The following is a 22,110-nucleotide window of genomic DNA, read 5'->3' as shown; positions in this document are numbered from 1 at the left end:
TGGGTAAAACCCCACACCCCACACCCCACACCCCCCACCCCCAAACCCCCACCCCAACCCCCCCCAAAAAATTTTTGCCCCAAACCCAAATAACCCGGCAAGGGAAAAACCCCGCGCCGGGGGTGGGGGGATAACGGGGCGCCCGGTGTGCGCCCCCCCCTCGCCGGGGGGTTTTTCCTTGGCGGGTTATTGGGGTTTGGCGCAAAAATTTTTTGGGGGGGGGTTGGGTGGGGGGTGGGGGGGGGGGGGTGGGGGGTGTGGGGTGTGGGGTTTTACCCATTTTCAGGTGGTCAATTACCTAATTTTCAGGGAAAAAGTCCAGGAATTTTGCCCCCGATCCCCGCAATGGCTGGCACTTTTTGAGGGAAAAAAAGTCTAAAAGTCTTATCCAACAAGGTTTTTAGATTTATTAAGCAAACCCTAATTAGCTCCTAGGTTAAATTATTGGCTAAAAGACGGGCTAATTGTTCGGCATTTGCCCGGGGGGAAAGACGAGGGAGGATTTTTTCCCCCGTGGCTAGTTTTTGACAGAGGACGGGGATTTCGTACTGATAAGCGTTAAACCAATCCTCTCGACTGGTAATGTCCCTAATTTCTAACTGCCACTCCGGTTGACGGATTTTTTCTAGTTTCTCTAGTAACCCTTCGCAAAGATGACAGTCCGGTTTACTGTATAAAATTAGTTCTATGGTAGTCATAAATATTTATGTTCATTACCTCCACGATTAGTCTCTCATCAACAATTCTACAAACTCCCACACCCACACCGACTTTAAATAATAATTTAGTTAATTCAGGTACTCAAGATCTAGTCTATATCGGTGTGTTTCTTCTGGCAATTACCCTAGTCATGGTTATTGGTATTATCAATCAAAAAATTGAATACGCTCTCATTTTTGCCGCCACTCTCACTATTATTTTAATTGCTTTCCTCTGGTTTTTATAAGTCCTTCAACTAAGGGAATTGAGGGCAAATCCCCCTTAATAAAGATTAACGGCTCTCGTTGATTTACCTTCACCGAATTGTTAAGTAATTCGAGTTCAGACTTGACAAAAATCTCCCTAGGACCGAGCGGAAGATTAAGGAGTGCATCTCACATTTGCAGAAATACCGACAATTAGCAATTATCAGTGACTATTAAATTGGTACAAAAATATGAACAATCGCGTGTAAGCATCTCACCGAAAAACTAATGCGCGGTAGTGGATTGTTTCAGCTAATTTGGTGTATTAGAAAAATGCTATAAATTCTATAATCTAAGACTTTAAGCCGAAATCTATTGCCCTATTTTAGTTGAAACAGTCCAGTAGGGTTGATTCATGAATCAACCCTACTATGAATCAACCCTACCCCGTTGGGGGGTAGAACCCTCCAAAAGCTTGGATTTAGTGATAAAACCGAAAGTAACGCCCGATTTTAGGAGAAAGTTTCCCCTTAAAAATCGCAACTTAGTCGATTTACAAAAATGAGATGCGCCCCAAGCAAAACAATCAGACTTATAATATAATTGTATTGATTGTGGCTTGTTGCTAGAATCACCCCAAATTGACTCAATGGGTTTATAAACGATGACAACCCTAGATATTGCTACCGATATTGTCTGTCCTCCCACCGATTTATGGAGTGATGAACCACCCTTGGAAAGTGATCTGCATTTACAACAAATTATTTTATTATTATCTTGTCTTGATTGGCTCTGGCAAGATAGAAACGATTACTATGCCTCGGGCAATTTGACTATTTATTATAACGAAAGGCAATTGAAACAGCGAGATTTTTGTGGACCAGATTTTTTCGTGGTTTTAGATACAGAGAAACGTACCAGGAAAAGTTGGGTTGTCTGGGGAGAAGGGGGTAAATATCCCAATCTAATCATCGAAATTCTCTCCGATTCCACCGCTAATGTGGACAGAAAAGCCAAAAAGGAACTATATCAGCATACTTTCCGGACTCCTGAATATTTTTTGTTTGATCCTAATACTTTAGAATGGCAAGGATTCACTTTAATCGAGGGACAATACCAACCGATTACCCCCAATAAAAATGGTTATTTATGGAGTAAGCAACTAGGATTATATTTAGGGATTTTTGCCAATAAATTGCGCTATTTCACCGAATCGGGTGAATTGGTTCCCACCCCTCAAGAGTCGGCCCGACAGGAAAGATTAGCCAAAGAAAGAGAACAACAACGAGCGGAAAAATTAGCCCAAAAGCTGCGAGAATTGGGCATTAATCCCGATGAAATTGCTTAAATATCCGGTTGGGGGTGTTAGGGTGGAAACCACGGCGCAATTTTTCCTTAATTGCTAGGCATTAAGATGAGTAATCCGAAACTCTGATTCTAGCCTAGAAATCATGGCAAAATCTCCACACTGATGTTACAATAATGACCAAGGGCAACAATCTTCAAATATAATTAATGCCATGGTGCAAAAAATAGCTTTTTTTAATCATAAAGGTGGAGTCAGCAAAACTACAACCACTTTTAACCTTGGTTGGATGCTTGCTGAGAAGGGCAAAAGAGTAATTATTGTCGATACCGATCCCCAATGTAACTTAACTGGTATGGCTTTGGCTAAAGAAAGTGAAGATAGGGAGGAAAGACTACAAGCCATCTACAATACTTACTATAATATTAAAACAGCTTTAGCACCTGCTTTTGAGTCTCAACCGAGATTAATTGAAGCTGTGGACTGTATTCCTATTGATGGTCGTGATCGTTTATTTCTATTGCCCGGTCATGTGGGGTTAGCTGAATATGAAGTTACCCTAGGTATTGCTCAAGAACTTAGTGGGTCAATTCAGGCTTTAAAAAATCTCCCCGGTGCGATTACATATTTATTAGACAAAACTGCCGAAAGATTTGAAGCTGACTATATTTTAATCGATATGAGTCCCAGTTTGGGGTCAATCAATCAAAATATACTGATGACCAGCAACTTTTTTATTGTGCCAACCACGCCAGATTTTTTCTCGGTTATGGCTATCGATTCTTTAGCTAAAATATTGCCTAAGTGGCACCAATGGGCCAAGGCAGCTAGTGCTTTACCAATTCTCAAAACCGCCAACTATCCCTTTCCCGAAGTTAACCTACATTTTTTGGGAACTATTGTTCAAAACTATCGAATCAGAGGTGGTCAAGAAACAAAAGCTCTTGAAAACTGGATTAACGAAATCGAGGAAAATATTGGCAATAAAATGATTCCATCTCTAGAAAAAAATGGCATGATGCTACCGAAATTTATCTACGATCAGAATGGTGTACCGGCTTGCTGTACTCTAGTAAAAATACCTGATTTTAATAGTCTTATTGCCTTATCTCAAGAGCATCAAACGCCCGTTTTTGCGCTAACTGCTGAACAATTAGAATGGCAAGGTAAAGTGTTAGATCAAGCCCAAGAAAAACAACAAAAATTTAAAGATATTTTTTCTGACTTAGCAGACAAAGTTATCGGTCTTACCTCCGAGATTTATGCAGTTAGCCATTGAACAATTTCGCCTTAGTCTTGCCCGCGTTCGTGACTTGATCGCTATCCACAATTCCCTCAAATCTCAGACTACTTCGGCCCTAGATGTATCGGATATCCTCAGAGCCGCTTTAGTCCTGACTGTGAGCGCTTTAGATTATTATATTCACGAAGTGGTTACTCTAGGAATGCTAGAAATTTATCGAGGCCAACGTTCAGAACCTTCTCCCACTCCTAACAGTTCTCAATCTGCCTTTTCTCGTTTTCAAGTCTCCTTGAATGGCGCAGGACAAGAACGATTGATAGCTATTAGTATTGGCTCTTGGTTAGAGAACGAAATTCAACAAAACTACGGTTCTTTTTTTGATCAAGAATCTCGCTCAATTTCCGAGTTACTACCAATGATTGAAAATCTCCTCACCAACAAACTTAATAGTAATTATTGGCTAGAGACTGAAATTAGAGAAAACCTCAGATATAAAAGCTTTCAACAACCGGACAAGATAGCGGAGGCCATTAGATTAATTTCAGCCAAGAAATTGTGGGAAGAAGTGGCCAGCAAACTAAATAAACCAGCCAAAGATATTAAAAGCCAACTTAGCATAATTGTTGATCGAAGGAACAAAATCGCCCACGAAGCTGATATAGACCCGAGTTATGGCATTGGCAGTCGCTGGAATATCGATGAAAATCTCGTTAATGATGCCGTTACCTTTATAGAACAGCTTGTTGAAAATATCCATCAGGTACTTGAGGACATCCACTAGCCGAAAATTTCCCCAGCAGTCTAGTTATAAATACTTATAATTTCTCAGGGAATTATAACAATTATTAAATAATGTGTAGTTTTGTATACTGATGTCAGGAACTTAGATACAATGTCAAGTGGCGTAAGATATATAGAGATTAGCTAGTGAGTCGGCATCAAGACAGTCAAACTGACCGGAAACGAGAAGAAACACAGTTCACTCCTTACAGTGCAGAAGCGATCGCTCAAGAATACCGTTACAAACCTTGGCAATTGTTCGGTCGCGCTTTCGTGATTATTTGGTCTTTAGGATTATTTCTGCTCAGTCTCCTCTGGGACAAATGGACAAAGCAAGAAGAAGCCAATAAATACCAGCGTGCCAGCGAACTTAGGCAAATTCTCACCCGTTTGGGTCCTACCTTCATCAAAGTCGGTCAAGCTCTCTCTACCCGCCCCGACCTCGTTCGCAAAGACTTTTTAGACGAATTAGTTAAACTGCAAGACCAACTTCCCCCCTTCGATAACGACATCGCTTTTGCCCTTATCGAGACAGAATTGGGAATGCCTGTAGAAAAAGCCTATCAAGAAATATCCCCCACCCCTGTGGCTGCCGCTAGTTTAGGACAGGTTTACAAAGCGATTCTACCCACCGGCGAAGAAGTAGCCGTTAAAGTGCAAAGACCGGGGCTGCGGGCGCTTTTAAGCCTCGATTTATACCTAATGCGCTGGGCTGCTCAAAAATTCGGTCGTTTATTACCCCTCAATCTCGGCCACGACCTCACCCTGATTGTCGATGAATTCGGCACCAAACTGTTTGAGGAAATCGACTATCAAAACGAAGGTCGCAACGCTGAAAAATTCGCCACCAACTTCCAAAATAACCCTGAAGTTAAAGTTCCCAGTATTTACTGGCGTTATAGTGGTCGCCGCGTCCTCACCCTGGAATGGATTGATGGCTATAAACTCACCGATACCGAGAACATCAAAGCTTTAGGATTAGACCCCAATAATATCGTTAAAATCGGCGTAACCTCTGGATTACAGCAACTCCTCGAACACGGCTTTTTCCATGCTGATCCCCATCCGGGTAATCTTTTCGCCACCTTTGATGGTCGCATGGCCTATATCGATTTTGGCATGATGGATCAGTTAGAGGAGGAAACTAAAGAAACCCTCGCCAGTTGCGTCGTCGATTTAATTAACAAAGACTACGAAAACCTAGCCAGCAACTTTGTCAAACTGGGATTTTTAACCCCAGAAACCGATATAAAACCCATTATTCCCGCCCTAGAACGAGTTTTAGGCAATGCCATCGGTCAAAGGGTCGGTGACTTCAATTTCCGCACCATTACCGATGATTTCTCCGAATTGATGTACGAGTATCCCTTCCGGATTCCCGCCAAATTCGCCCTGATTATTCGTTCCCTCGTCACCCAAGAAGGGGCAGCCCTCACCCTCGATCCTAACTTCAAAATCGTCCAAGTGGCCTATCCCTACGTCGCTAAACGTCTCCTGACCGGGGAATCGCCCCAACTGCGCCGACGTTTATTGGATGTGCTGTTCAAAGACGGTAAATTCCAGTGGCAACGCCTAGAAAACATGATTACAATGGCTCGATCGGAAAGTAACTTCGATTTACTGCCCACCGCGCAATTAGGCATCACTTTTCTTCTCTCGGAAGAAGGTCGTTATCTGCGTCGTCAATTGCTATTAGCTTTAACGGAAGATGACCGTCTCCATACTGCCGAAGTGCAACGTCTCTGGGGTTTAATTCAAGGAGAATTGCAACCGCGGCGACTCTTGGATGTGGCCATGAGCGCTTTTCGGGAATTATCGTCCCAAGGTGTGGCCGCTGTCCTTCCGCGAGAAACCAGTTCGCGTTAAAGTGTTTAAGGTCAACATCGGTTAATCACTTTTTCTATGGATTATTATTTTCTGCCCCAACCGCCCTATTTTCTGGTTGTTGCCGGTTTGTTTATCGGTATTACCTGCGGGGCCGCTTTTGAAGCTAGTCTCAAGCAAGTGGTTAACAATTGGTATAAAAATAAGGGTTCGGACGATCAAAATCTTTTAAAATCCAGTTCCTTACAAATTCCTTTTATTGGTATTTGTGTAGGAATCTGTCTTTTCCTTGCCTCGGGATTAGATATATTTATTCTCAATGGTTGGGTTGCCTACGCTATCTCTCTCCCGATGACTATCTTTATCGGTGGTTTGGTTTGGAGTCAGTTAGGGGAATTATTAGGCCAATTACAGCGCGGCGGTTCTAAAGAAATTGACCTCGATTATCGGGGATAATTAGGAGGCAGCAAACATTTAGGACGAAGAGAATAGGTGTTAGCAGATAGGAAAGATCAACTCCCCCACAACTAACACCAAAACCCTAGTTAGGGTTGGCTGAATAAATCTAAAAACCTTGTTGGATAAGGTCTTTAGACTTTTTTTCCCTCAAAAAGTGCCGACCATTGGAGTGATTGGGGGGAAAATTCCGGGACTTTTTCCCTGAAAATTAGGTAATTGACCACCTGAAAATGGGTAAAACCCCACACCCCACACCCCACACCCTACACCCTACCCCCACGAAAAACTTTTTGCCGCAAACCCTAGTTATACCCAATTTCCCAGCTATTTTGGCCCGCGATTTTAGATGCAAAAACCTTTAGCATGGCATTGGCGATCGCTTCCTCTGCATCAGCGCACTGGTTCCGAGGTTTTTGCTTGCTTATTCTCCCAAGATGCGATCGCTACTTTACTAGAAAGTCCCTATCCGGGTAATTCCCTCTCCCGTTACTCTCTTTGTGCTGGTTCCCCGCGTCAGCTTTGGACCCCCGCACTGGGCGAAATTTTGCCCTTTTTAAGCAGTTTACTCCCCCAAACTCGATCGGATGTGCTTCCCGACCATCTTCCCTTCCATGGCGGTTGGTTGGGGTGGTTAGGCTACGATTTAGCTTGGGAAATAGAAAAATTACCCGACAGGAAAGCTGATACTCTCCCTTTTCCCGTCGCTTATTGGTATGAACCAGATAGTTTTGCCCTTCTCGATCACCAAGCACAAATTCTCTGGTTAGCTGCCACTAAACCCGAAGATTTGGATAAATACGAACAATCTTTAACCACTAACCCCGATTTTGAGTTGATCGATCCTCATCCCTCTCCCTTAATCTTTTATACTTCTCAACTCGACTACGAAAAAGCTGTTAAAAAAGCCCTAGATTATATCAGAAAAGGTGATATTTTTCAAGCAAATTTATCCCTAAGATTTCAAAGCACAACTAAGGCAAAAGGATGGCAAATTTACCGCAGTTTACAACAGATAAACCCTTCTCCTTTTGCCAGTTATTGGCGCACCCCTTGGGGAGAAATGATTAGTTGTTCTCCCGAAAGATTGGTGAAATTAGAAAGAGGAATAGCCAGCACTAGACCGATCGCTGGAACCCGTCCTCGGGGTAAAACTGAGGCACTCGATCGACAATTGGCCGAGGAACTATTAACTAATAAAAAAGAGCGGGCCGAGCATATTATGCTAGTGGATCTAGAACGTAATGATCTAGGTAGAGTTTGTGAATGGGGATCGGTTTATGTGGATGAATTACTGACGATCGAGCGTTATAGTCATGTTATGCACTTGGTCAGTAATGTTCAAGGAAAATTAGATAAAAAGTATCATGCTATTGATTTAATTAAAGCTCTTTTCCCCGGCGGAACAATTACCGGTTGTCCGAAAGTTCGTTGTCTAGAAATTATCGAAGAATTGGAACCGGTGCGACGCAATTTATTCTATGGTTCCTGTGGCTATATTGACCTACGGGGTCATTTAGATTTGAATATTCTCATCCGTACCCTATTAATGACTACTCAAGGGAATTTAAACACCGTTTGGGGACAGGTGGGAGCGGGAATAGTTGCCGATAGCGATCCCGAAAAAGAATGGTTAGAATCCCTTCATAAAGCTGAGGCACAATTAATCGCTTTACGTTCTTTTTAATTTTTGATTTCAACAAACTAACCTATTGTTGCATCTAAAACCGATCTTTTTAAGTACCTAAGCAAAATTAATTACACATATCTAACTACCTCTTGCATGAGTGCCTTTTGCCTTTTGCCTTTTGCCTATCCTAACCAAGAAATTAATTTGGCACGACTACTTACTTTTTACCTTATCTGCTATTTTGTAGGATAGCTTCCGATCTTGAACCCTATTCATGAATCAAATTTCTATCGCTGTTACTTTTTTTCTTAGTTTAGTCTTGACCTCGCTTCCCTTTTTACTTTTGGGGGCAGCCGTTTCCAGTTTTTTGCTGGTTTTCGTCAATAAACAGCGATTAGCGGCGATATTTCCCCGTAATCGACTGTTAGGAGCGATCGTTGGCAGTACAATCGGATTAATCTTACCCGTCGGACAATACGGCACGATTCCCGTCGCTAGAAGATTTTTATTAGAGGGAGTACCCCCAGGGGTGGTGTTTAGCTTTCTCACCGCTGCACCTACCCTAAATATCGTCACTCTTTGGCTAACTTGGCAGACTTTCACCTATTCTAGTATTTTTTTCTATCGATCGCTTTCGGTCTGGTTAATGGCAATTTTTATCGGCACTCTCTTTAGTTTCTATCGGGAAAAACCCCGCACAGATAGCGAAATTCCCCTAGAATCGAGTTTAGTTCTTTCCGGTAGTTTTTTACCGGAGGAAGCAGCCAGTCAACCCCTGCAAAGAGTCGGCAGTCTTGTTTATGAGTATAAAACTAGAGATAGGCAAGCTTGGCCAATTTCTCTGCAGTTATTTCTCGATAACTTTATCGATGAAGCACTGGAATTAGGGGGATTATTAATCATTGGCTGTGCGATCGCTAGTGTCTTTCAGCTATTATTACCTCAGAGTCAATTAATTGCCTGGGGGAATACTCCCGTTACTCAAATTCTCGTGCAGTTGTTTTTTGGTTTCACCCTCGCTGTTAATGCCAGTCTTAGCACTTTTGTCCCCGGTTCTTTAATTACTAATCTGTCCGTGGGTTCCACTCTAGCTTTTTTACTGGTCGCTTCCCTCATTGATATTAAAGCTTTTATCCTCCTCCTATCAGCTTTCCGTCCTAAAATCGTCCTTTATTTCGGAATTTTATGCCTGTTAATGAGTTTTTTAGTGGCTCTGATCCTCAGTTTTTATCTAGGTTGAATTTCTTCTGGGTCAGAAAAATTTTCTCTTGACAAAAGCCCCTTGACATGATATTATATTCATAATGGAAAATCCGTGCGCCTACAAGCCCTATTTTCCCAAGCATTTAAACTCTAACTCATCTTAATTCTGCTTGCTGGAGTTGCGACAACATAGTTTTATAGTTCTCCATAATTGTTTGGGTATAGGGATGATTTTCCCCTAATACTTGGGTAACAATCTTAATCGCTTCTCGATAGAGAGGTTCTGCTTTGCTTAAGATTTGGGAACTCCATAAAGATGATGATCCTGTTGATTAGCAATATCTATAGGCAACCCAACCTACGTTCATCTTATATTTAATTCCACCCACCTACTTAGAGGTTCAATAAGCATCTTTTCGATGAATACTACTCAATATGATAATAAACATTTCTTGATCTTGAATTTTGTAAATGATGCGATAATCCCCTATTCTAATTCGGTAGGTGTCATCATATCCTTTGAGTTTCTTGACTCCGCTAGGACGAGGTGTATCGGTAAGTAGTCTAATGGCAGTAATTAAGCGTTCGCGTTGTTGTTTGGGTAAGTTGTTTAGTTGTTTTTGAACTGGTTTCGGAATAATAACTCTGTAGTTCATGCTTGAGTTTCCTCATATTCTTCGAGGGTTAGATAGTCTCCTGCTTGATAAGCTGATTCAGAAGCGATTATGTTAGCCTGCTCTTCTTCTGTAATTTCTATTTCAGTATGTCGTTCTTTGATAAAGAGCAAAAAGTCAAGTAATTCAGTCAAAAGGGTGTCAGGTGTCTGCTCGATTTCTTTAATTAGTTGTTCTTTGAGTGTCATAGCTTTATCAGTCATCAGTTATCAGTCATCAGTGATTAATTCAATCATAGTCGATGATTAGGTGGTGCGTTAGGACGGATTGTTAGCTTCAAGTCAAAGCATAAATTTTTGCCGTCTAACGCACCCTACGTTTTACTTATCACTAGGTAATAGGTGTAGGGGTAATTCATGAATTACCCCTACAATCGGCTAATTCATGAATTAGCCCTACAATAGGCTACGTTTTTCTGGATGTTGTCAAAATTTCTCTTGACAAAAGCCCCTTGACATGATATTATATTCATGATGGAAAATCCGTGCGCCTACAAGCCCTATTTTCCCAAGCATTTAAACTCTAACTCATCTTAATTCTGCTTGCCGGAGTTATGGTGATAAGAAAGGATTATCGAAGAAAGGCAGTACACTATAGGCCACTACCGATTACACCAGGTGCAATGTAGGGGCGCAAACATTGCGCCCAAAATTTAACCCGTTTAGTTGTCCTGTTTATTTGACTTGTTAGATTTAGCTAGGTTGTGCTTGAAGAAAGCACCAAATCCTAATATACCTAAGCCGAAAATTGTGCTGGGTTCAGGTACTGCTTGAACTGTCACGCTAAAACTTCCAGTGTTGCCTTTCCATCCAAAACCATCCATTGGACCCAGGAAGAGGCGAGTTGCTCCAGTAGGAACGATGAAATTCTGCACAGCACCACTGCCGGTTCCTGTCAGTCCATCGCCAATGAAGAAAACTTGCTTAACTTGTGGAGCTAACGAAGAAAAATTGAGTCCAATTGAAGAAAAGTTAAGAGCTGCAGGTGCAGGAGTCGAATCTGGCTGGCTGTTATCTAAAAAGACACCGAGAAGAGAATTAATCGGAGCGGTAATATTGGAAATTCCATTTTGACTCCCAGGCTCATGGCTAATAAAAAATCCCCCATCTGGCGTAGCAGTGGGTGGGGGTAGGAAGGGAGTATTGCTGACTGCCCCGGTCACGGAGAAATTGAGCGTTTGTCCGGGAATCAGGGAAAGTCCCGACACTTGTACAGGAGATTGATCGGGAGCAACATCTGTAAAGGAAGCTGTAGAGCCATTTGGCATCCCTGCCAGCCAAGGATTAGATTCGCGAGCAACCGTAATAGTTGCCGCTTGTACTCCACTGGCGACGGAGAGACTGATAAGTATTATCCCCCCCCCACGAAGTTTTTGATTAGTTTTGCTAATGTCACAACTAAATGCCTCCTAAAAGTGTTGTTGCGCTTGAAACTGCCCAGGAGTTTACCAAAAATGACCGGCGTTGTCAAGTTTATTTATGGCGCGTCAGAGCAGACTTGACAACGCTTTAAGAGCAAGGCTTTCGTTGTGTCGCAATTCATTCTTCATATTCTGATCTGACAACGCCAAAATTTAGGCACTTTTTCCCTGAAAATTAGGTAGTTGACCACCTGAAAACTGGTAAAACCCTACACCCTACAGCCCACACCCTGCCCCCACCAAGAGACTTTTTCAGCAAACCATATTTAAGCGGGAAAAATCCCTTTTATGTAGTCTATGATACTGTTTTTGGGATTGAGATCGTCTAAGGTCAAAGAAATTGCTTCTAGGGTTCCGATTTAAACTTCTTTAAATGTCAGGTCCGAGAGGAGCAAGCTAGTCTTAAATGATCGAATCAAAAATTTTTTCCATCTAAGCTGGCTACACGGCGGGATAAAAGCCCGGGAGACTTTAAGGATAACTGTTTTGAGGCAGTGTCTTTGAAGACTCCCGGGTTATTGTATTTTGAGGTGAAATGATGTCCGAGGAATCTACTTTTCAACCCCCGCATTTAACCGAAGCTCAACAGGCCCTAGAAAAAGAACGCCATTTGCCCCTAACCGGTTGGCAACAGGAAGTTTCTCAGGGGTTAACCTACGGTTTAGAGGCGGCCGATAGTATTCGCGATCGCAGTATTCCCACCTTTTCCAGGGGTGAGTTACCCCACTATGCGGGAATTAACACCTTTATGAAGGCCCCCTATTTGGAAGATGTGCGGAATGTGGGCAATTATGACGTGGCAATCGTCGGTGTTCCCCATGATTCGGGGACAACTTACCGACCCGGAACTCGTTTTGGACCCCAGGGAATTCGGCGGATTTCGGCCCTTTATACGCCCTACAATTTTGAATTAGGAGTAGATCTGCGCGAACAAATTACGCTCTGTGATTTGGGGGATATTTTCACCATTCCTGCTAATAATGAAAAGTCCTTTGATCAAATCTCTAAGGGGGTTGCCCATGTCTTTAGTTCCGGCGCCTTGCCGATTATTTTAGGGGGTGATCATTCCATTGGTTTTCCGACAGTGCGGGGTATTTGTCGGCATTTAGGGGATAAAAAAGTCGGTATTATTCACTTTGATCGCCATGTGGATACCCAGGAAACGGATTTAGATGAACGGATGCACACTTGCCCCTGGTTTCATGCCACCAATATGAAAAATGCTCCTGCTAAAAATCTCGTCCAATTAGGGATTGGTGGTTGGCAAGTTCCCCGTCAAGGTGTTAAAGTTTGCCGCGAGCGGGCCACTAATATTTTGACCGTCACCGACATTGTGGAACGAGGCATTGATGCCGCCGCCGAATTTGCCTTAGAACGAGCTTTAGATGGTACGGATTGCGTTTGGATCAGTTTTGATATTGATTGCATTGATGCCGGTTTTGTCCCCGGTACGGGTTGGCCAGAACCTGGCGGTTTATTACCCCGTGAAGCCTTAGCTTTATTAGGTAAAATTATCCAAAAAGCTCCCATTTGTGGTATGGAAGTGGTGGAAGTTTCCCCTCCCTACGATATTAGTGATATGACCTCTTTGATGGCTACCCGTGTTATTTGTGATGCCATGGCCCATCTGGTTATTTCAGGTCAATTACCGCGTAAAGAAAAGCCCTATTATATTCATCCTGATGCCAATCTGGCCGTTGACGAACCCTGGCAGTAATTTCCTATGCACGAAACTGATATGACCAAGGCGTTAATTATGACAGTTCGAGATTGGTATGATAGCCAACCTGAAAAGCTCAAAATTGAAAAAATTCATCTCATGGTTGGTGAATTTACCTGTGTGGAACCGGTCAGTTTACAATTTGCCTTTGAAGTTCAAACTGCCAATACTTTTCTTGCTGGCGTGGAATTAGCCATTAAAAATATTCCCCTAATTGCTTATTGTCATTGCTGCCAAAAGGATTATCAACCCCAAATTGGCCAGCAATATTCCTGCCCAATTTGTCGATCACCGATGGAGGATATTCGTTCAGGTCGAGAGTTAAAAATTGACCACATTGAATATTCTTTAGATTCTTAAACAAAGTTGGGCGATCGCTTTTACAAGTTCGATGATTAATTATTCATTCTCAATTAAAATGCACCAAACTTTTGACGCGGCCCTAGAAATTAATCTACTTCATGCCAATCAAGCAGGAGCCGATCACAACCGGGAACATTTTGACGAGTGGGGCATTACCTGTTTAAACCTGATGAGTAGTCCCGGTGCGGGTAAAACTGTATTATTGGAAAAAACCCTCGCAGCCTTAAAAGATCAATTAAAAATGGCTGTTATTGAAGGCGATATGACTACAGAACTAGATGCAGAGCGCCTGAGACAATATGGAGTTCCGGTAATTGCCATTAATACGGGTCGCTCCTGTCACTTAGATTCCAAAATGGTAGCCGGGGGAATTCATCGTTTCCAAGAAGATTATAACCCCAAAGAGTTTGATTTATTGTTGGTGGAAAATGTGGGAAATTTAGTTTGTCCCGCCGAATTTGAGGTAGGGGAACACGCTAAAGTTGCTCTATTAAGTATTACTGAAGGAGAAGATAAACCCCTCAAATATCCAATTATGTTTCAAGAAGCGGATTGTCTGATTATTACCAAATTAGATCTGGCTCCTTATTTAGAGATTGATTTAAAACGTTTAGAAGCAAATGTTCGCTCCATGAATCCCGATGTAAAGATTATTGCTCTTTCTGCTCAAACAGGAGAAGGTTTAGAAGAGTGGTTAAATTGGCTAAAAAGCCAAGTCAATAGGACTAGGTTCTTGAATTGTTAATCAGTAACAGTTTTTGAGATTTATTTCTGTTTTACTATCTGTCATCTCTAAAGGCTATTACCTATGAAACGGCGCAATTTTTTCTCCTTACCTCTCGTTTTTTTTAGTAGCTTACTCCTGACCGTTAGTTGCAATCAAGCTCCTCAGCAAACCCCCAATGCAAGTAGTTCTCTGAGTAATACTGCCCCGATTGTCATTGGTTATAGTAACTGGGCCGGTTGGTGGCCATGGGCGATCGCTGAAGAAGAGGGATTATTTGCTAAAAATGGGGCTAATGTTCAAATGAAATGGTTTGATGGTTATCTTGAATCCTTACAAGCTTTGGCCGCCGGACAATTAGATGGAAATAGTCAAACTCTCAACGATACAATCGCTTTTGCAGGAGATGCAGTGAATGGTCAAGTTGCTGTTTTAGTCAATGATAATTCGTCAGGAAATGATAAAATTATTGTCACAGAAGAGATTAAAACTATTCAAGATTTAAAAGGCAAAAAAGTTGCAGTCGAAGAAGGCGTTGTCGGTGACTTTCTCCTCAGTTTAGCCCTAGAAAAAGAGGGAATGAGCCGTAAAGATGTGCAAATTGTCCCCATGGAAACAGGGGCTGCTGCTGCCGCTTTTGCATCGGGAAAAGTAGATGCAGTTGGTGCTTTTCCACCTTTTTGGTCAACAGCCCTTAAAAGAAAAGGTTCTAAAGAATTAATTAGTTCTAAAGCTTTTCCCGGTGCTATTCCTGATTTATTAGTTGTCAGTGCCAAATTAATAAAAGAAAAACCAGAACAGGTTCAGGCTCTTGTCAAAACCTGGTTTGAGGTTCGAGACTTTATGGCTAAAAATCCCCAAAAAGCCGATGAGATTATGGCCAAGCGTGCCGGCATTAGCCCAGAAGAATTGGACTTATATAAAGAGGGAACGAAGTTTTTCACCTTAGAAGAAAACCTAGAAGCCTTTAGTCCTGGTAAAACCATGAAAAATATGCCCTTTGCCGCTCAAAAAATGGCTGATTTTATGAGGGAAGTTGGCTTTATTAAAAAAGTCCCCGATCTAACAACCATTTTCGATGCCCAATTTGTCAAGGCGTTGGCAAATCAAGACAAAAAAGCCTAATTAGCCCCTCGATCATTATCTACAAGATTGATTAGGGAGATAAGTTGACTTCAAGAATTGTTTGATAAGTACCTAAGAAAAATTAATTACACATATCTAACTACCTCTTGCCTTTTGCCTCTTGCCTTTTGCCTATCCTAACCAAGAAATTAATTTTGCACGACTACTTAACTGGGTGATATTGGCTATCAAAATTATTCTTTTCTTTTGAAAATACCATGACCACAACACCTAAAACGCTTCCTCAAAGCACTTTTTGGCGGATTACCGAGGATATTCCCGAATCCCTAAAGTGGACTTTAATGGTTTCCTCTATTATTGTCCCGCTTATTTTCTGGTTACTAATCTCTAGTTTTGCGGGCATTGAATCCGTATTTTTGCCTTCTCCTTTAGCCGTTATTCAGGCCTTAGGAAAATTGGCAGAACAGGGCTTTTTAATTCAAGATACTATTACCAGTTTTTTACGAGTAGTTGGGGGCTTTTTTTTGGGAGGATTGTTTGCTATTCTCCTGGGGATTTTAATGGGAACTTTTCCGAGTATTCGCAGTTTAATGGAGCCGATTATTGGCGTTGTACGTTATATGCCCGCTCCTGCTTTTATTCCCCTATTGGTTATTTATTTGGGTATTGGAGAAACGTCAAAAATTATGCTCATTTTTATCGGGACAATTTTCTTTAATACTCTGATGATTATGGATGCGGTCAAGTTTATTCCCCGTGAATTAATCGAAGTAACTTATACCCTTGGAGGAACGCGAAAACAGGTTTTATTTAAAGTGATTACTCCCTATATTATTCCTAATATTATCGATACTTTTCGTGTTAATATGGCGGCCGCCTGGAATTTGGTAGTGGTGGCGGAATTGGTGGCGGCCGATAATGGCTTAGGCAAACGGATTTTATTGGCCCAGAAATTTCTGAGAACCGATGAAATTTTTGCCTGTTTAATTGTCCTGGGAATTATTGGCTTTGCCCTAGATTTAAGTTTTCGCTTGCTTTTGCATTGGACTTGTAAATGGTCAATTACTCGTTAATCTAAAAACTCAAGCACAGAGTTTATTCTGTCACCACTAAAGTTATTTTAATGATAAGAGAAGAACCTTAATGCACTTAGAAATTACTCAACTCAATAAAATTTTCACCACTAAACGAGGTGCTGTGGTCGCTCTGAAAGATATTAATTTACACGTTGAAAGTGCTGAATTTGTCTGTGCGGTCGGGGCCTCTGGTTCGGGAAAATCGACTTTGTTGCGAATGATTGCGGGTTTAGAGCTGCCCACTTCCGGCAAAATTACCGTTGATGGTGTTGAAGTGACAGGGCCAGGAGCCGATCGCGGCATGGTTTTTCAAAATTATACACTCTATCCCTGGATGACGATCCAAAAAAATGTTGAATTTGGCTTAAAACTACAGGGATTATCGACAAAAGAATGCTGGGAAGTAGCCTGTTATTATCTGGATATTGTCGGTTTAACCCAATTCGCTAATGCTTACCCTAGAGAACTATCGGGTGGGATGAAACAACGGGTGGCGATCGCCCGCTCTCTTGCCTGTCATCCCAAAGTTTTATTAATGGACGAACCTTTTGCGGCTTTAGATGTACAAACCAAAGAAAGAATGCACGAATATTTAATTGAAATTTGGCAAAAAATTAGGTGTAGTATTTTAATGATTACCCATGATGTGGATGAAGCGGTTTTTTTGGCTCAACGTATTTATGTTTTGAGTGCTAGGCCGGGGACTATACAACGAGAATTAACAATTAATTTACCCGTAGATCGTAATTATAAAATTAAACGACAAGCTCAGTTTTATGACTATACGGATGAAATTTACGGCCTGCTACGGGGTGAGAAATGCTAGAAAAAACTAGGGATCATCAAGAGTAGTCCTGGGTTGAAAACGAGTTAGAGCAGCAAAAATCATCCTTTAGAGATACTTTCGGTTATCTAGCATCGCCAAACAGCGATCGCTCGCTGCTGCCGCAAACCCTAAATAAGTGATGGAACAGTTGTTCAACCATTAAGATTTAGTGATAATCCCGGGCAAGTGTGATCTAAAGTACAGCTTTTTTTGGGAAAGTTTCTCCATCGGTGCTGCCTTGGGGCGCAAATATGATAGAATGAGAGTAAATTGATACAAAACTTTACTTCAAGGTGAATCTATGCCGTTTACGATCGAATCAGCGCGGAGCATTTTCCCCAACACGCTATCAGCGGATGTGGTTCCCGCCACGATTGCGCGTTTCAATCAGCTGAATACCGAAGATCAACTAGCCTTGATTTGGTTTGCCTACCTAGAAATGGGCAAAACCATCACCGTTGCCGCCCCCGGCGCTGCTAGTATGGTGTTTGCCGAAAAAACCATGAATGAAATTCGGCAGATGTCACCCTTGCAACAATCGCAGGTGATGTGCGACTTAGCCAACCATGCTGACACCCCGATTTGTCGTACCTACGGCACTTGGTCTGCTAATATCAAACTGGGATTCTGGTATCAATTAGGACAATGGATGGAAGATGGCAGTGTTGCCCCAATTCCCAAGGGTTATCAACTATCCGCTAATGCTAGTGCCGTTTTAGACGGGATTAAAAAATTAGAGTCGGGACAACAAATCACCGTTCTGCGGAATTGTGTGGTCGATATGGGCTATGATCCCAAGAAACTGGGCGATTATAACCGTATTTCCGAACCCGTGGTTCCTCCCCAAAATATTGCCGAACGGACCAAAGTTAGCATTGAAGGCGTTACCAATGCCACCGTCCTCAACTATATGGACAACCTCAACGCTAATGACTTTGATGTATTAATTGAATTATTCACCCCTGACGGCGCTCTGCAACCACCTTTCCAACGTCCCATCGTCGGTAAAGAGGCAGTATATCGCTTTTTCCGGGAAGAATGCCAAAATTTGAAATTAATCCCCGAATGCGGCGTAGTGGAACCCGCCGATGACGGTTTTACTCAGATTAAAGTGACGGGAAAAGTACAAACCCCCTGGTTTGGTGCAGGTGTGGGTATGAATATGGCATGGCGCTTCCTCCTAACTCCTGATAATAAAATTTTCTTCGTAGCGATCGATTTATTAGCTTCTCCGAAAGAATTATTAAACTTTGCCCGTGGCTAAATAGCTACTGAGAGAAATCATTAAAAATTCTGATGAAACTTATTAGAGTTCCTTGTCAAGTGAACTCTTTTTTTTCTACAATTAAAAGGCTGACTTAAAAAAATTGGTAAATACACCGGTTTCTTCTCCGATCTAGGTAAGAATAACTAAACATCATTCTTAACAGGTGTCGGCGAAAAGAGTCGAGGTAGTTCAAAAACCAAAAATTATCATCCCTAAAACTAAAATCATGCCTATGAGTGAAATAATTTGGTCAGATACCGAACAAGAAATTGCTCAAACTGCTTTCCAAAAAGCCTATCAGCGAGAAACTAGCACTTTAATAGAACATATTAAAGAACAGTCTGGTCAGATCACGGTTTTAGATGATATCTGGCAAATGCACGATTATCTAAGCGCCCGACGACATCAGATTGATGGTAAATATGACTATCGCTATACTTCCCTAATTTTTGTCTTTGCTCAACTATTAAAGGAAGGATGGTTAAAGCTAGAGGATCTCAACGGTTTGGAAAAAGATAAACTAGCGAAAATCGCTGCCCTCTCGCGAATGTAAATTAATGATTAGCATTAAGCTATCAGCTTTCTGCTCCTAGTTGGGTGACTAAAAAATTCATCTCTAGATAATCAACCCCGTCTTAAGTTTTTCCTAAGCGGCAACCAATCCCGCTAGAATGAGTCAATCATCCCGATCGCTTATCGCTTGTTTTGCACCTTTGGTTTATGTTCAAAAATCTTTTACTTCCCCTAGGAATATCTATCTTTCTCGGTGTTTGTCAGTCTTTGTCAGCCGCCGAATCAGCTATCATCAAATACTACATCTTCCAAGGGTCCGTATCGGTATCAGAATTAAAGCAATTGAGCGAAACAGGCGAATTAGCTCCCGCTTTAGCGGCACAATTAAAGATGGCTAACCAAAAACCCGAAGAATTCCGCAAAATCCTTAATCGTCGGGTAGCGGTGGATGCCGTCTTTCTTTCCAAATTTCTTAATAGTTTTTTTGGCGAAAGTTTGCTAGACTATGCCGCCGAAATTGTCCACACCCCCAATCGAGCCGCTAGTCGGCAAGCTTTACGCGGTTCCCTAGTCACTTCTGCCCTCAACGATAACGAGATTCAAATCATCGAAGTCCTCGACAATTATCCCACCAGCGAGGTTCATCTGGATGGCAATCGTCTGCTGGATTTAATCAACCAAATTGAATCAGTATTGAAAAAAATGCCCCGTTTACCTTTCTGATATCTAATAGATAAGTAGGTAGGTGTTAAAAATTGTCCGATACCCCCCTTATTAAGGGGGGCAGGGGGGATCAAACCCAAAATCTATCTTCAATTTAATTATAATCAGTTACTTATATTGGATATTCAGATGCGTTAGCCCAGCGTAACGCATTCTCTGATCAGGTTTTCATGAATTGCGCTGTAAATTGAATAAATTAGGATAATCTGGTAGGAATAATGACCACTTCTTTGTCTCGAAGGAAAACAGTTAGCGGCAAACCTTTTTTAAAGTGGGCGGGAGGCAAAACTCAACTGGTTCCCAATATTCTATCTTTGATTAATTCCCAGATTTCTCAAGATTGTCAGTTTAACTACATTGAACCTTTTGTCGGAGGTGGGGCGGTTTTATTCTCAATCTTAAATAATTTTTATCCTGTCCAAAAAGTTATTATTAATGACATCAATCCTGATTTAATCATGGCTTATAATGTTATTAAAAATAATGTCAAAGAATTAATAGTCAAGCTAAAAAAAATTCAGCAGGATTTTTATGAACTTAAAAATCTAGAGGAACAACAAAAGTTTTTTTTGGATAAAAGAATAGAATTTAATTCTCGCAGCTGCGATGACGATATAGAAAAAACAGTTTTGTTATTATTTCTCAATAAAACTTGTTTTAATGGACTTTATAGAGTCAATAGCAAAGGACTTTTTAATGTCCCTTTTGGAAAATATGTCAAACCATTGATCTGCAATGAAGAAAACTTATTAGCTGTCAACCATCATTTACAGAAAGTGACGATCCTACAAGGGGATTTTGTCCAAACCCTAAATTATGCCAATAACAAGACTTTATTTTATTTTGATCCTCCCTATAAACCGATTAAAAAAACATCAGCTTTTACCTCTTATACTAAAGAAGATTTTAACGATGAGGAGCAAATACGATTAAAACAATTTATTGATCGAGTGGATCAGGCTGGTTATAAATTTATTTTAAGCAATTCCGACGTTAAAAACTTTGACTCTGACAACAATTTTTTTGATGATTTATATAAAAATTATAATATTCAAAGGGTAAAAGCCCGACGAAATATCAATTCCCAGGGCAATAATAGGGGAGAAATCTGGGAATTACTGATCAATAATTGACAAAAATTAAGCCTAACAGAAAAGAGGACATGAATAAAAATATTTCTTCAAGAGATCGAGGGTGGCAAGCTGTATTCGATATATATAAATTGCACGATTATGATTTTTGTAATCATCCTTATTTTATTAAGGCTGAACAGATTAAGGCAGCCACAAAACATTTTGAAACTACAGGGGAAAGAGAAGTAAGAATTTTATGTAAACAAGATACAAGAGAAAGCCGTCCAGAAGTTTTTTAAAAGCTAGGATTGTTTATTTTACCAGTCAAGAATGGAGAGTATGTGATCTTAAAGGGCGAGGGTTATGTTGATATTCCTATCATAGAAACACCCATACAAAATTATCGAACTTTATTAGATTTTCAATTAGAAACTTCTTTGATAGGTGATTCAGAAATGCAACATCTGGACTTCGCTTACGCATCGAGTCTAATTCGTCACTTTATCAAAGATAATAGCCTAGTATTAACCATTCGTGGTAGAAAATATACCCCTGAATTTACACTAAAAATTAATGATCATGTTCTTAAGATTAAAGGTGTACAAACAGAGGTGGATGCAGGATATGAAGGCAAGAACCAAATTGTCCTGATTGAAGCCAAAAACTTAAGTATAGACAATGTAATTATCAGACAGTTATATTATCCATCTAGACAATGGCAACTGCATACTAAAAAGAAAATTGTTACACTATTTTTTGCTAAGAAATCAAATATATATTATTTATGGAAATTCGAGTTTGAAAATCCAGACAATTATAATAGTATTAAGCTGGTGGACTCAGCGAGATTTGAAATCATAAGCTAAATTTATCGTAGTTCTCATATCAGTTAGACGCAATTAACTCATTGTTGATTAAGCGGATCAGAATCTAGAATGTCTCTCATGAGAACCCTAGAATAAATCGACCATTTTGATCTGCAAAAAATGCCTCGTTTACCCTTGTAATAACATTTTTCAAAACCTGTAGCATACTTATAGAAAAGATAATTAAATCGTCAGCAAGTAATCTTAATTTAGCCTCAATTTTGCTTTTTAAATCGGGTCGGCTTTTAATGATTATCTTAAAAGCTCGTTTAAAGGATGAGCTTAGAATTAATTTAGTCATTGTTTAATTCTGCGATAATATCATCAATGTTTCCCCGAAAGACTTTCCCTTGTTGGTAGTATTGACGCACTTGATGGATATTTTTGGCGATTTCTTCTCGTCTTTTTTCAATTTGTCTATATCGAATAATA

General features: G+C 40.9%; 25 protein-coding genes, 1 pseudogene and 1 riboswitch. Of the genes and pseudogenes, 20 read left to right on the top strand and 6 right to left on the bottom strand.

Features of this window, described 5'->3' with window-relative positions; translation table 11 throughout:
- Together O9334_RS00655 and O9334_RS00650 are read right to left on the bottom strand one after the other, a co-directional pair.
- Nucleotides 1-280, bottom strand: a pseudogene (locus O9334_RS00655) (hypothetical protein); the annotation flags it as partial.
- 151 nt (nucleotides 281-431) lie between these two features.
- Nucleotides 432-698: a glutaredoxin family protein gene (locus O9334_RS00650; protein ID WP_002750529.1), complete on the bottom strand. Its 267-nt coding sequence runs from the start codon at nucleotides 696-698 to the stop codon at nucleotides 432-434.
- Between the two features lie 8 nt (nucleotides 699-706).
- Here O9334_RS00650 and O9334_RS00645 point away from each other — a divergent pair, with 8 nt between their 5' ends.
- The 8 genes from O9334_RS00645 to O9334_RS00610 all read left to right on the top strand — a co-directional run bounded on the left by O9334_RS00645 (nucleotide 707) and on the right by O9334_RS00610 (nucleotide 9,384).
- A complete protein-coding gene (locus O9334_RS00645) occupies nucleotides 707-946 on the top strand; it encodes a hypothetical protein (protein WP_287998445.1) in 240 nt (79 codons plus the stop codon).
- A 623-nt stretch (nucleotides 947-1,569) separates the two neighbouring features.
- Nucleotides 1,570-2,253 (top strand): Uma2 family endonuclease, encoded by a 684-nt coding sequence (locus tag O9334_RS00640; RefSeq protein ID WP_287998442.1) that lies wholly within the window; start codon nucleotides 1,570-1,572, stop codon nucleotides 2,251-2,253.
- A 172-nt stretch (nucleotides 2,254-2,425) separates the two neighbouring features.
- Nucleotides 2,426-3,490 (top strand): ParA family protein, encoded by a 1,065-nt coding sequence (locus tag O9334_RS00635; RefSeq protein ID WP_287998437.1) that lies wholly within the window; start codon nucleotides 2,426-2,428, stop codon nucleotides 3,488-3,490.
- The gene (locus O9334_RS00630) at nucleotides 3,474-4,235 is read left to right on the top strand and encodes a HEPN domain-containing protein (protein ID WP_287998432.1); all 762 of its coding nucleotides are present in this window, start codon (nucleotides 3,474-3,476) and stop codon (nucleotides 4,233-4,235) included. The genes O9334_RS00635 and O9334_RS00630 overlap by 17 nt, the downstream gene beginning before the upstream one ends.
- A 146-nt stretch (nucleotides 4,236-4,381) precedes the next feature.
- The gene (locus tag O9334_RS00625) at nucleotides 4,382-6,100 is read left to right on the top strand and encodes an ABC1 kinase family protein (protein WP_045360583.1); all 1,719 of its coding nucleotides are present in this window, start codon (nucleotides 4,382-4,384) and stop codon (nucleotides 6,098-6,100) included.
- A gap of 36 nt (nucleotides 6,101-6,136) precedes the next feature.
- A complete protein-coding gene (locus O9334_RS00620; protein ID WP_002801269.1) occupies nucleotides 6,137-6,514 on the top strand; it encodes a hypothetical protein in 378 nt (125 codons plus the stop codon).
- 349 nt (nucleotides 6,515-6,863) lie between these two features.
- Nucleotides 6,864-8,201 (top strand): anthranilate synthase component I, encoded by a 1,338-nt coding sequence (locus O9334_RS00615; protein ID WP_045360580.1) that lies wholly within the window; start codon nucleotides 6,864-6,866, stop codon nucleotides 8,199-8,201.
- 217 nt (nucleotides 8,202-8,418) lie between these two features.
- The gene (locus tag O9334_RS00610; protein WP_045360577.1) at nucleotides 8,419-9,384 is read left to right on the top strand and encodes a permease; all 966 of its coding nucleotides are present in this window, start codon (nucleotides 8,419-8,421) and stop codon (nucleotides 9,382-9,384) included.
- A 364-nt stretch (nucleotides 9,385-9,748) separates the two neighbouring features.
- Here the strand turns inward: O9334_RS00610 and O9334_RS00605 are convergent, their stop codons facing one another.
- From O9334_RS00605 to O9334_RS00595, 3 genes are all read right to left on the bottom strand, one after another.
- On the bottom strand, nucleotides 9,749-10,003 hold the full coding sequence (locus tag O9334_RS00605) for a type II toxin-antitoxin system RelE family toxin (protein ID WP_190380889.1): 255 nt from the start codon (nucleotides 10,001-10,003) through the stop codon (nucleotides 9,749-9,751).
- Complete coding sequence (locus tag O9334_RS00600) at nucleotides 10,000-10,209, bottom strand: hypothetical protein (protein WP_044000149.1); 210 nt, start codon at nucleotides 10,207-10,209, stop codon at nucleotides 10,000-10,002. Before O9334_RS00600 ends, O9334_RS00605 begins: the two co-directional genes overlap by 4 nt.
- Before the next feature lie 473 nt (nucleotides 10,210-10,682).
- A complete protein-coding gene (locus tag O9334_RS00595; RefSeq protein WP_287998420.1) occupies nucleotides 10,683-11,288 on the bottom strand; it encodes a PEP-CTERM sorting domain-containing protein in 606 nt (201 codons plus the stop codon).
- A gap of 488 nt (nucleotides 11,289-11,776) precedes the next feature.
- A riboswitch (guanidine-I (ykkC/yxkD leader) is annotated at nucleotides 11,777-11,911 on the top strand.
- Nucleotides 11,912-11,979: 68 nt separating this feature from the next.
- On the opposite strand from O9334_RS00595, the gene O9334_RS00590 reads away from it, so the two are divergent.
- The 12 genes from O9334_RS00590 to O9334_RS00535 all read left to right on the top strand — a co-directional run bounded on the left by O9334_RS00590 (nucleotide 11,980) and on the right by O9334_RS00535 (nucleotide 21,678).
- Nucleotides 11,980-13,158, top strand: coding sequence for an agmatinase family protein (locus O9334_RS00590; protein WP_002746369.1), 1,179 nt, complete (start codon nucleotides 11,980-11,982; stop codon nucleotides 13,156-13,158).
- Nucleotides 13,159-13,164: 6 nt separating this feature from the next.
- Nucleotides 13,165-13,521: a hydrogenase maturation nickel metallochaperone HypA gene (gene hypA, locus O9334_RS00585; RefSeq protein ID WP_147070359.1), complete on the top strand. Its 357-nt coding sequence runs from the start codon at nucleotides 13,165-13,167 to the stop codon at nucleotides 13,519-13,521.
- Nucleotides 13,522-13,579: 58 nt separating this feature from the next.
- The gene (hypB, locus tag O9334_RS00580) at nucleotides 13,580-14,269 is read left to right on the top strand and encodes a hydrogenase nickel incorporation protein HypB (RefSeq protein WP_080754322.1); all 690 of its coding nucleotides are present in this window, start codon (nucleotides 13,580-13,582) and stop codon (nucleotides 14,267-14,269) included.
- A gap of 63 nt (nucleotides 14,270-14,332) precedes the next feature.
- A complete protein-coding gene (locus O9334_RS00575) occupies nucleotides 14,333-15,373 on the top strand; it encodes an ABC transporter substrate-binding protein (protein ID WP_287998412.1) in 1,041 nt (346 codons plus the stop codon).
- Between the two features lie 218 nt (nucleotides 15,374-15,591).
- Nucleotides 15,592-16,407 carry an ABC transporter permease gene (locus O9334_RS00570; RefSeq protein ID WP_045360567.1) on the top strand — a complete coding sequence of 272 codons (816 nt, stop codon included), beginning with the start codon at nucleotides 15,592-15,594 and terminating at the stop codon, nucleotides 16,405-16,407.
- A gap of 70 nt (nucleotides 16,408-16,477) precedes the next feature.
- On the top strand, nucleotides 16,478-17,236 hold the full coding sequence (locus O9334_RS00565; protein WP_287998405.1) for an ABC transporter ATP-binding protein: 759 nt from the start codon (nucleotides 16,478-16,480) through the stop codon (nucleotides 17,234-17,236).
- A gap of 301 nt (nucleotides 17,237-17,537) precedes the next feature.
- Nucleotides 17,538-18,500, top strand: a complete 963-nt coding sequence (locus O9334_RS00560; RefSeq protein ID WP_012265170.1) for an orange carotenoid-binding protein — start codon at nucleotides 17,538-17,540, stop codon at nucleotides 18,498-18,500.
- Between the two features lie 229 nt (nucleotides 18,501-18,729).
- Nucleotides 18,730-19,056 carry a fluorescence recovery protein gene (frp, locus tag O9334_RS00555; protein WP_002746320.1) on the top strand — a complete coding sequence of 109 codons (327 nt, stop codon included), beginning with the start codon at nucleotides 18,730-18,732 and terminating at the stop codon, nucleotides 19,054-19,056.
- A 167-nt stretch (nucleotides 19,057-19,223) separates the two neighbouring features.
- Entirely contained in the window at nucleotides 19,224-19,739 is a 516-nt protein-coding gene (locus O9334_RS00550; protein ID WP_045360563.1) for an alpha/beta hydrolase, read from the top strand.
- 218 nt (nucleotides 19,740-19,957) lie between these two features.
- The gene (locus O9334_RS00545; protein ID WP_045360561.1) at nucleotides 19,958-20,872 is read left to right on the top strand and encodes a DNA adenine methylase; all 915 of its coding nucleotides are present in this window, start codon (nucleotides 19,958-19,960) and stop codon (nucleotides 20,870-20,872) included.
- A gap of 29 nt (nucleotides 20,873-20,901) precedes the next feature.
- A complete protein-coding gene (locus O9334_RS00540; RefSeq protein WP_287998400.1) occupies nucleotides 20,902-21,111 on the top strand; it encodes a type II restriction enzyme in 210 nt (69 codons plus the stop codon).
- Nucleotides 21,112-21,120: 9 nt separating this feature from the next.
- Complete coding sequence (locus tag O9334_RS00535; RefSeq protein ID WP_287998397.1) at nucleotides 21,121-21,678, top strand: DUF6997 domain-containing protein; 558 nt, start codon at nucleotides 21,121-21,123, stop codon at nucleotides 21,676-21,678.
- Nucleotides 21,679-21,754: 76 nt separating this feature from the next.
- Here the strand turns inward: O9334_RS00535 and O9334_RS00530 are convergent, their stop codons facing one another.
- Nucleotides 21,755-21,979, bottom strand: coding sequence for a hypothetical protein (locus tag O9334_RS00530; protein ID WP_238567855.1), 225 nt, complete (start codon nucleotides 21,977-21,979; stop codon nucleotides 21,755-21,757).
- Nucleotides 21,980-22,110 lie beyond the last annotated feature (131 nt).

It is taken from the genome of Microcystis sp. LE19-8.1F (assembly GCF_027531715.1).
Classification (GTDB): Bacteria; Cyanobacteriota; Cyanobacteriia; order Cyanobacteriales; family Microcystaceae; genus Microcystis; species Microcystis wesenbergii_A.
The sequence above is the reverse complement of the archived record's forward strand: the minus strand, read 5'-3'. Positions and strand labels throughout refer to the sequence as shown.

Excerpts from the sequence above, each read along its gene's own strand:
- O9334_RS00650 (WP_002750529.1), bottom strand. The coding sequence starts at position 698 with ATGACTACCATAGAACTAATTTTATACAGTAAACCGGACTGTCATCTT.
- O9334_RS00645 (WP_287998445.1), top strand. The coding sequence starts at position 707 with ATGTTCATTACCTCCACGATTAGTCTCTCATCAACAATTCTACAAACT.
- O9334_RS00640 (WP_287998442.1), top strand. The coding sequence starts at position 1,570 with ATGACAACCCTAGATATTGCTACCGATATTGTCTGTCCTCCCACCGAT.
- O9334_RS00635 (WP_287998437.1), top strand. The coding sequence starts at position 2,426 with ATGGTGCAAAAAATAGCTTTTTTTAATCATAAAGGTGGAGTCAGCAAA.
- O9334_RS00630 (WP_287998432.1), top strand. The coding sequence starts at position 3,474 with ATGCAGTTAGCCATTGAACAATTTCGCCTTAGTCTTGCCCGCGTTCGT.
- O9334_RS00620 (WP_002801269.1), top strand. The coding sequence starts at position 6,137 with ATGGATTATTATTTTCTGCCCCAACCGCCCTATTTTCTGGTTGTTGCC.
- O9334_RS00615 (WP_045360580.1), top strand. The coding sequence starts at position 6,864 with ATGCAAAAACCTTTAGCATGGCATTGGCGATCGCTTCCTCTGCATCAG.
- O9334_RS00610 (WP_045360577.1), top strand. The coding sequence starts at position 8,419 with ATGAATCAAATTTCTATCGCTGTTACTTTTTTTCTTAGTTTAGTCTTG.
- O9334_RS00605 (WP_190380889.1), bottom strand. The coding sequence starts at position 10,003 with ATGAACTACAGAGTTATTATTCCGAAACCAGTTCAAAAACAACTAAAC.
- O9334_RS00600 (WP_044000149.1), bottom strand. The coding sequence starts at position 10,209 with ATGACACTCAAAGAACAACTAATTAAAGAAATCGAGCAGACACCTGAC.
- O9334_RS00595 (WP_287998420.1), bottom strand. The coding sequence starts at position 11,288 with ATGCCAAATGGCTCTACAGCTTCCTTTACAGATGTTGCTCCCGATCAA.
- O9334_RS00590 (WP_002746369.1), top strand. The coding sequence starts at position 11,980 with ATGTCCGAGGAATCTACTTTTCAACCCCCGCATTTAACCGAAGCTCAA.
- hypA (WP_147070359.1), top strand. The coding sequence starts at position 13,165 with ATGCACGAAACTGATATGACCAAGGCGTTAATTATGACAGTTCGAGAT.
- hypB (WP_080754322.1), top strand. The coding sequence starts at position 13,580 with ATGCACCAAACTTTTGACGCGGCCCTAGAAATTAATCTACTTCATGCC.
- O9334_RS00575 (WP_287998412.1), top strand. The coding sequence starts at position 14,333 with ATGAAACGGCGCAATTTTTTCTCCTTACCTCTCGTTTTTTTTAGTAGC.
- O9334_RS00570 (WP_045360567.1), top strand. The coding sequence starts at position 15,592 with ATGACCACAACACCTAAAACGCTTCCTCAAAGCACTTTTTGGCGGATT.
- O9334_RS00565 (WP_287998405.1), top strand. The coding sequence starts at position 16,478 with ATGCACTTAGAAATTACTCAACTCAATAAAATTTTCACCACTAAACGA.
- O9334_RS00560 (WP_012265170.1), top strand. The coding sequence starts at position 17,538 with ATGCCGTTTACGATCGAATCAGCGCGGAGCATTTTCCCCAACACGCTA.
- frp (WP_002746320.1), top strand. The coding sequence starts at position 18,730 with ATGCCTATGAGTGAAATAATTTGGTCAGATACCGAACAAGAAATTGCT.
- O9334_RS00550 (WP_045360563.1), top strand. The coding sequence starts at position 19,224 with ATGTTCAAAAATCTTTTACTTCCCCTAGGAATATCTATCTTTCTCGGT.
- O9334_RS00545 (WP_045360561.1), top strand. The coding sequence starts at position 19,958 with ATGACCACTTCTTTGTCTCGAAGGAAAACAGTTAGCGGCAAACCTTTT.
- O9334_RS00540 (WP_287998400.1), top strand. The coding sequence starts at position 20,902 with ATGAATAAAAATATTTCTTCAAGAGATCGAGGGTGGCAAGCTGTATTC.
- O9334_RS00530 (WP_238567855.1), bottom strand. The coding sequence starts at position 21,979 with ATGACTAAATTAATTCTAAGCTCATCCTTTAAACGAGCTTTTAAGATA.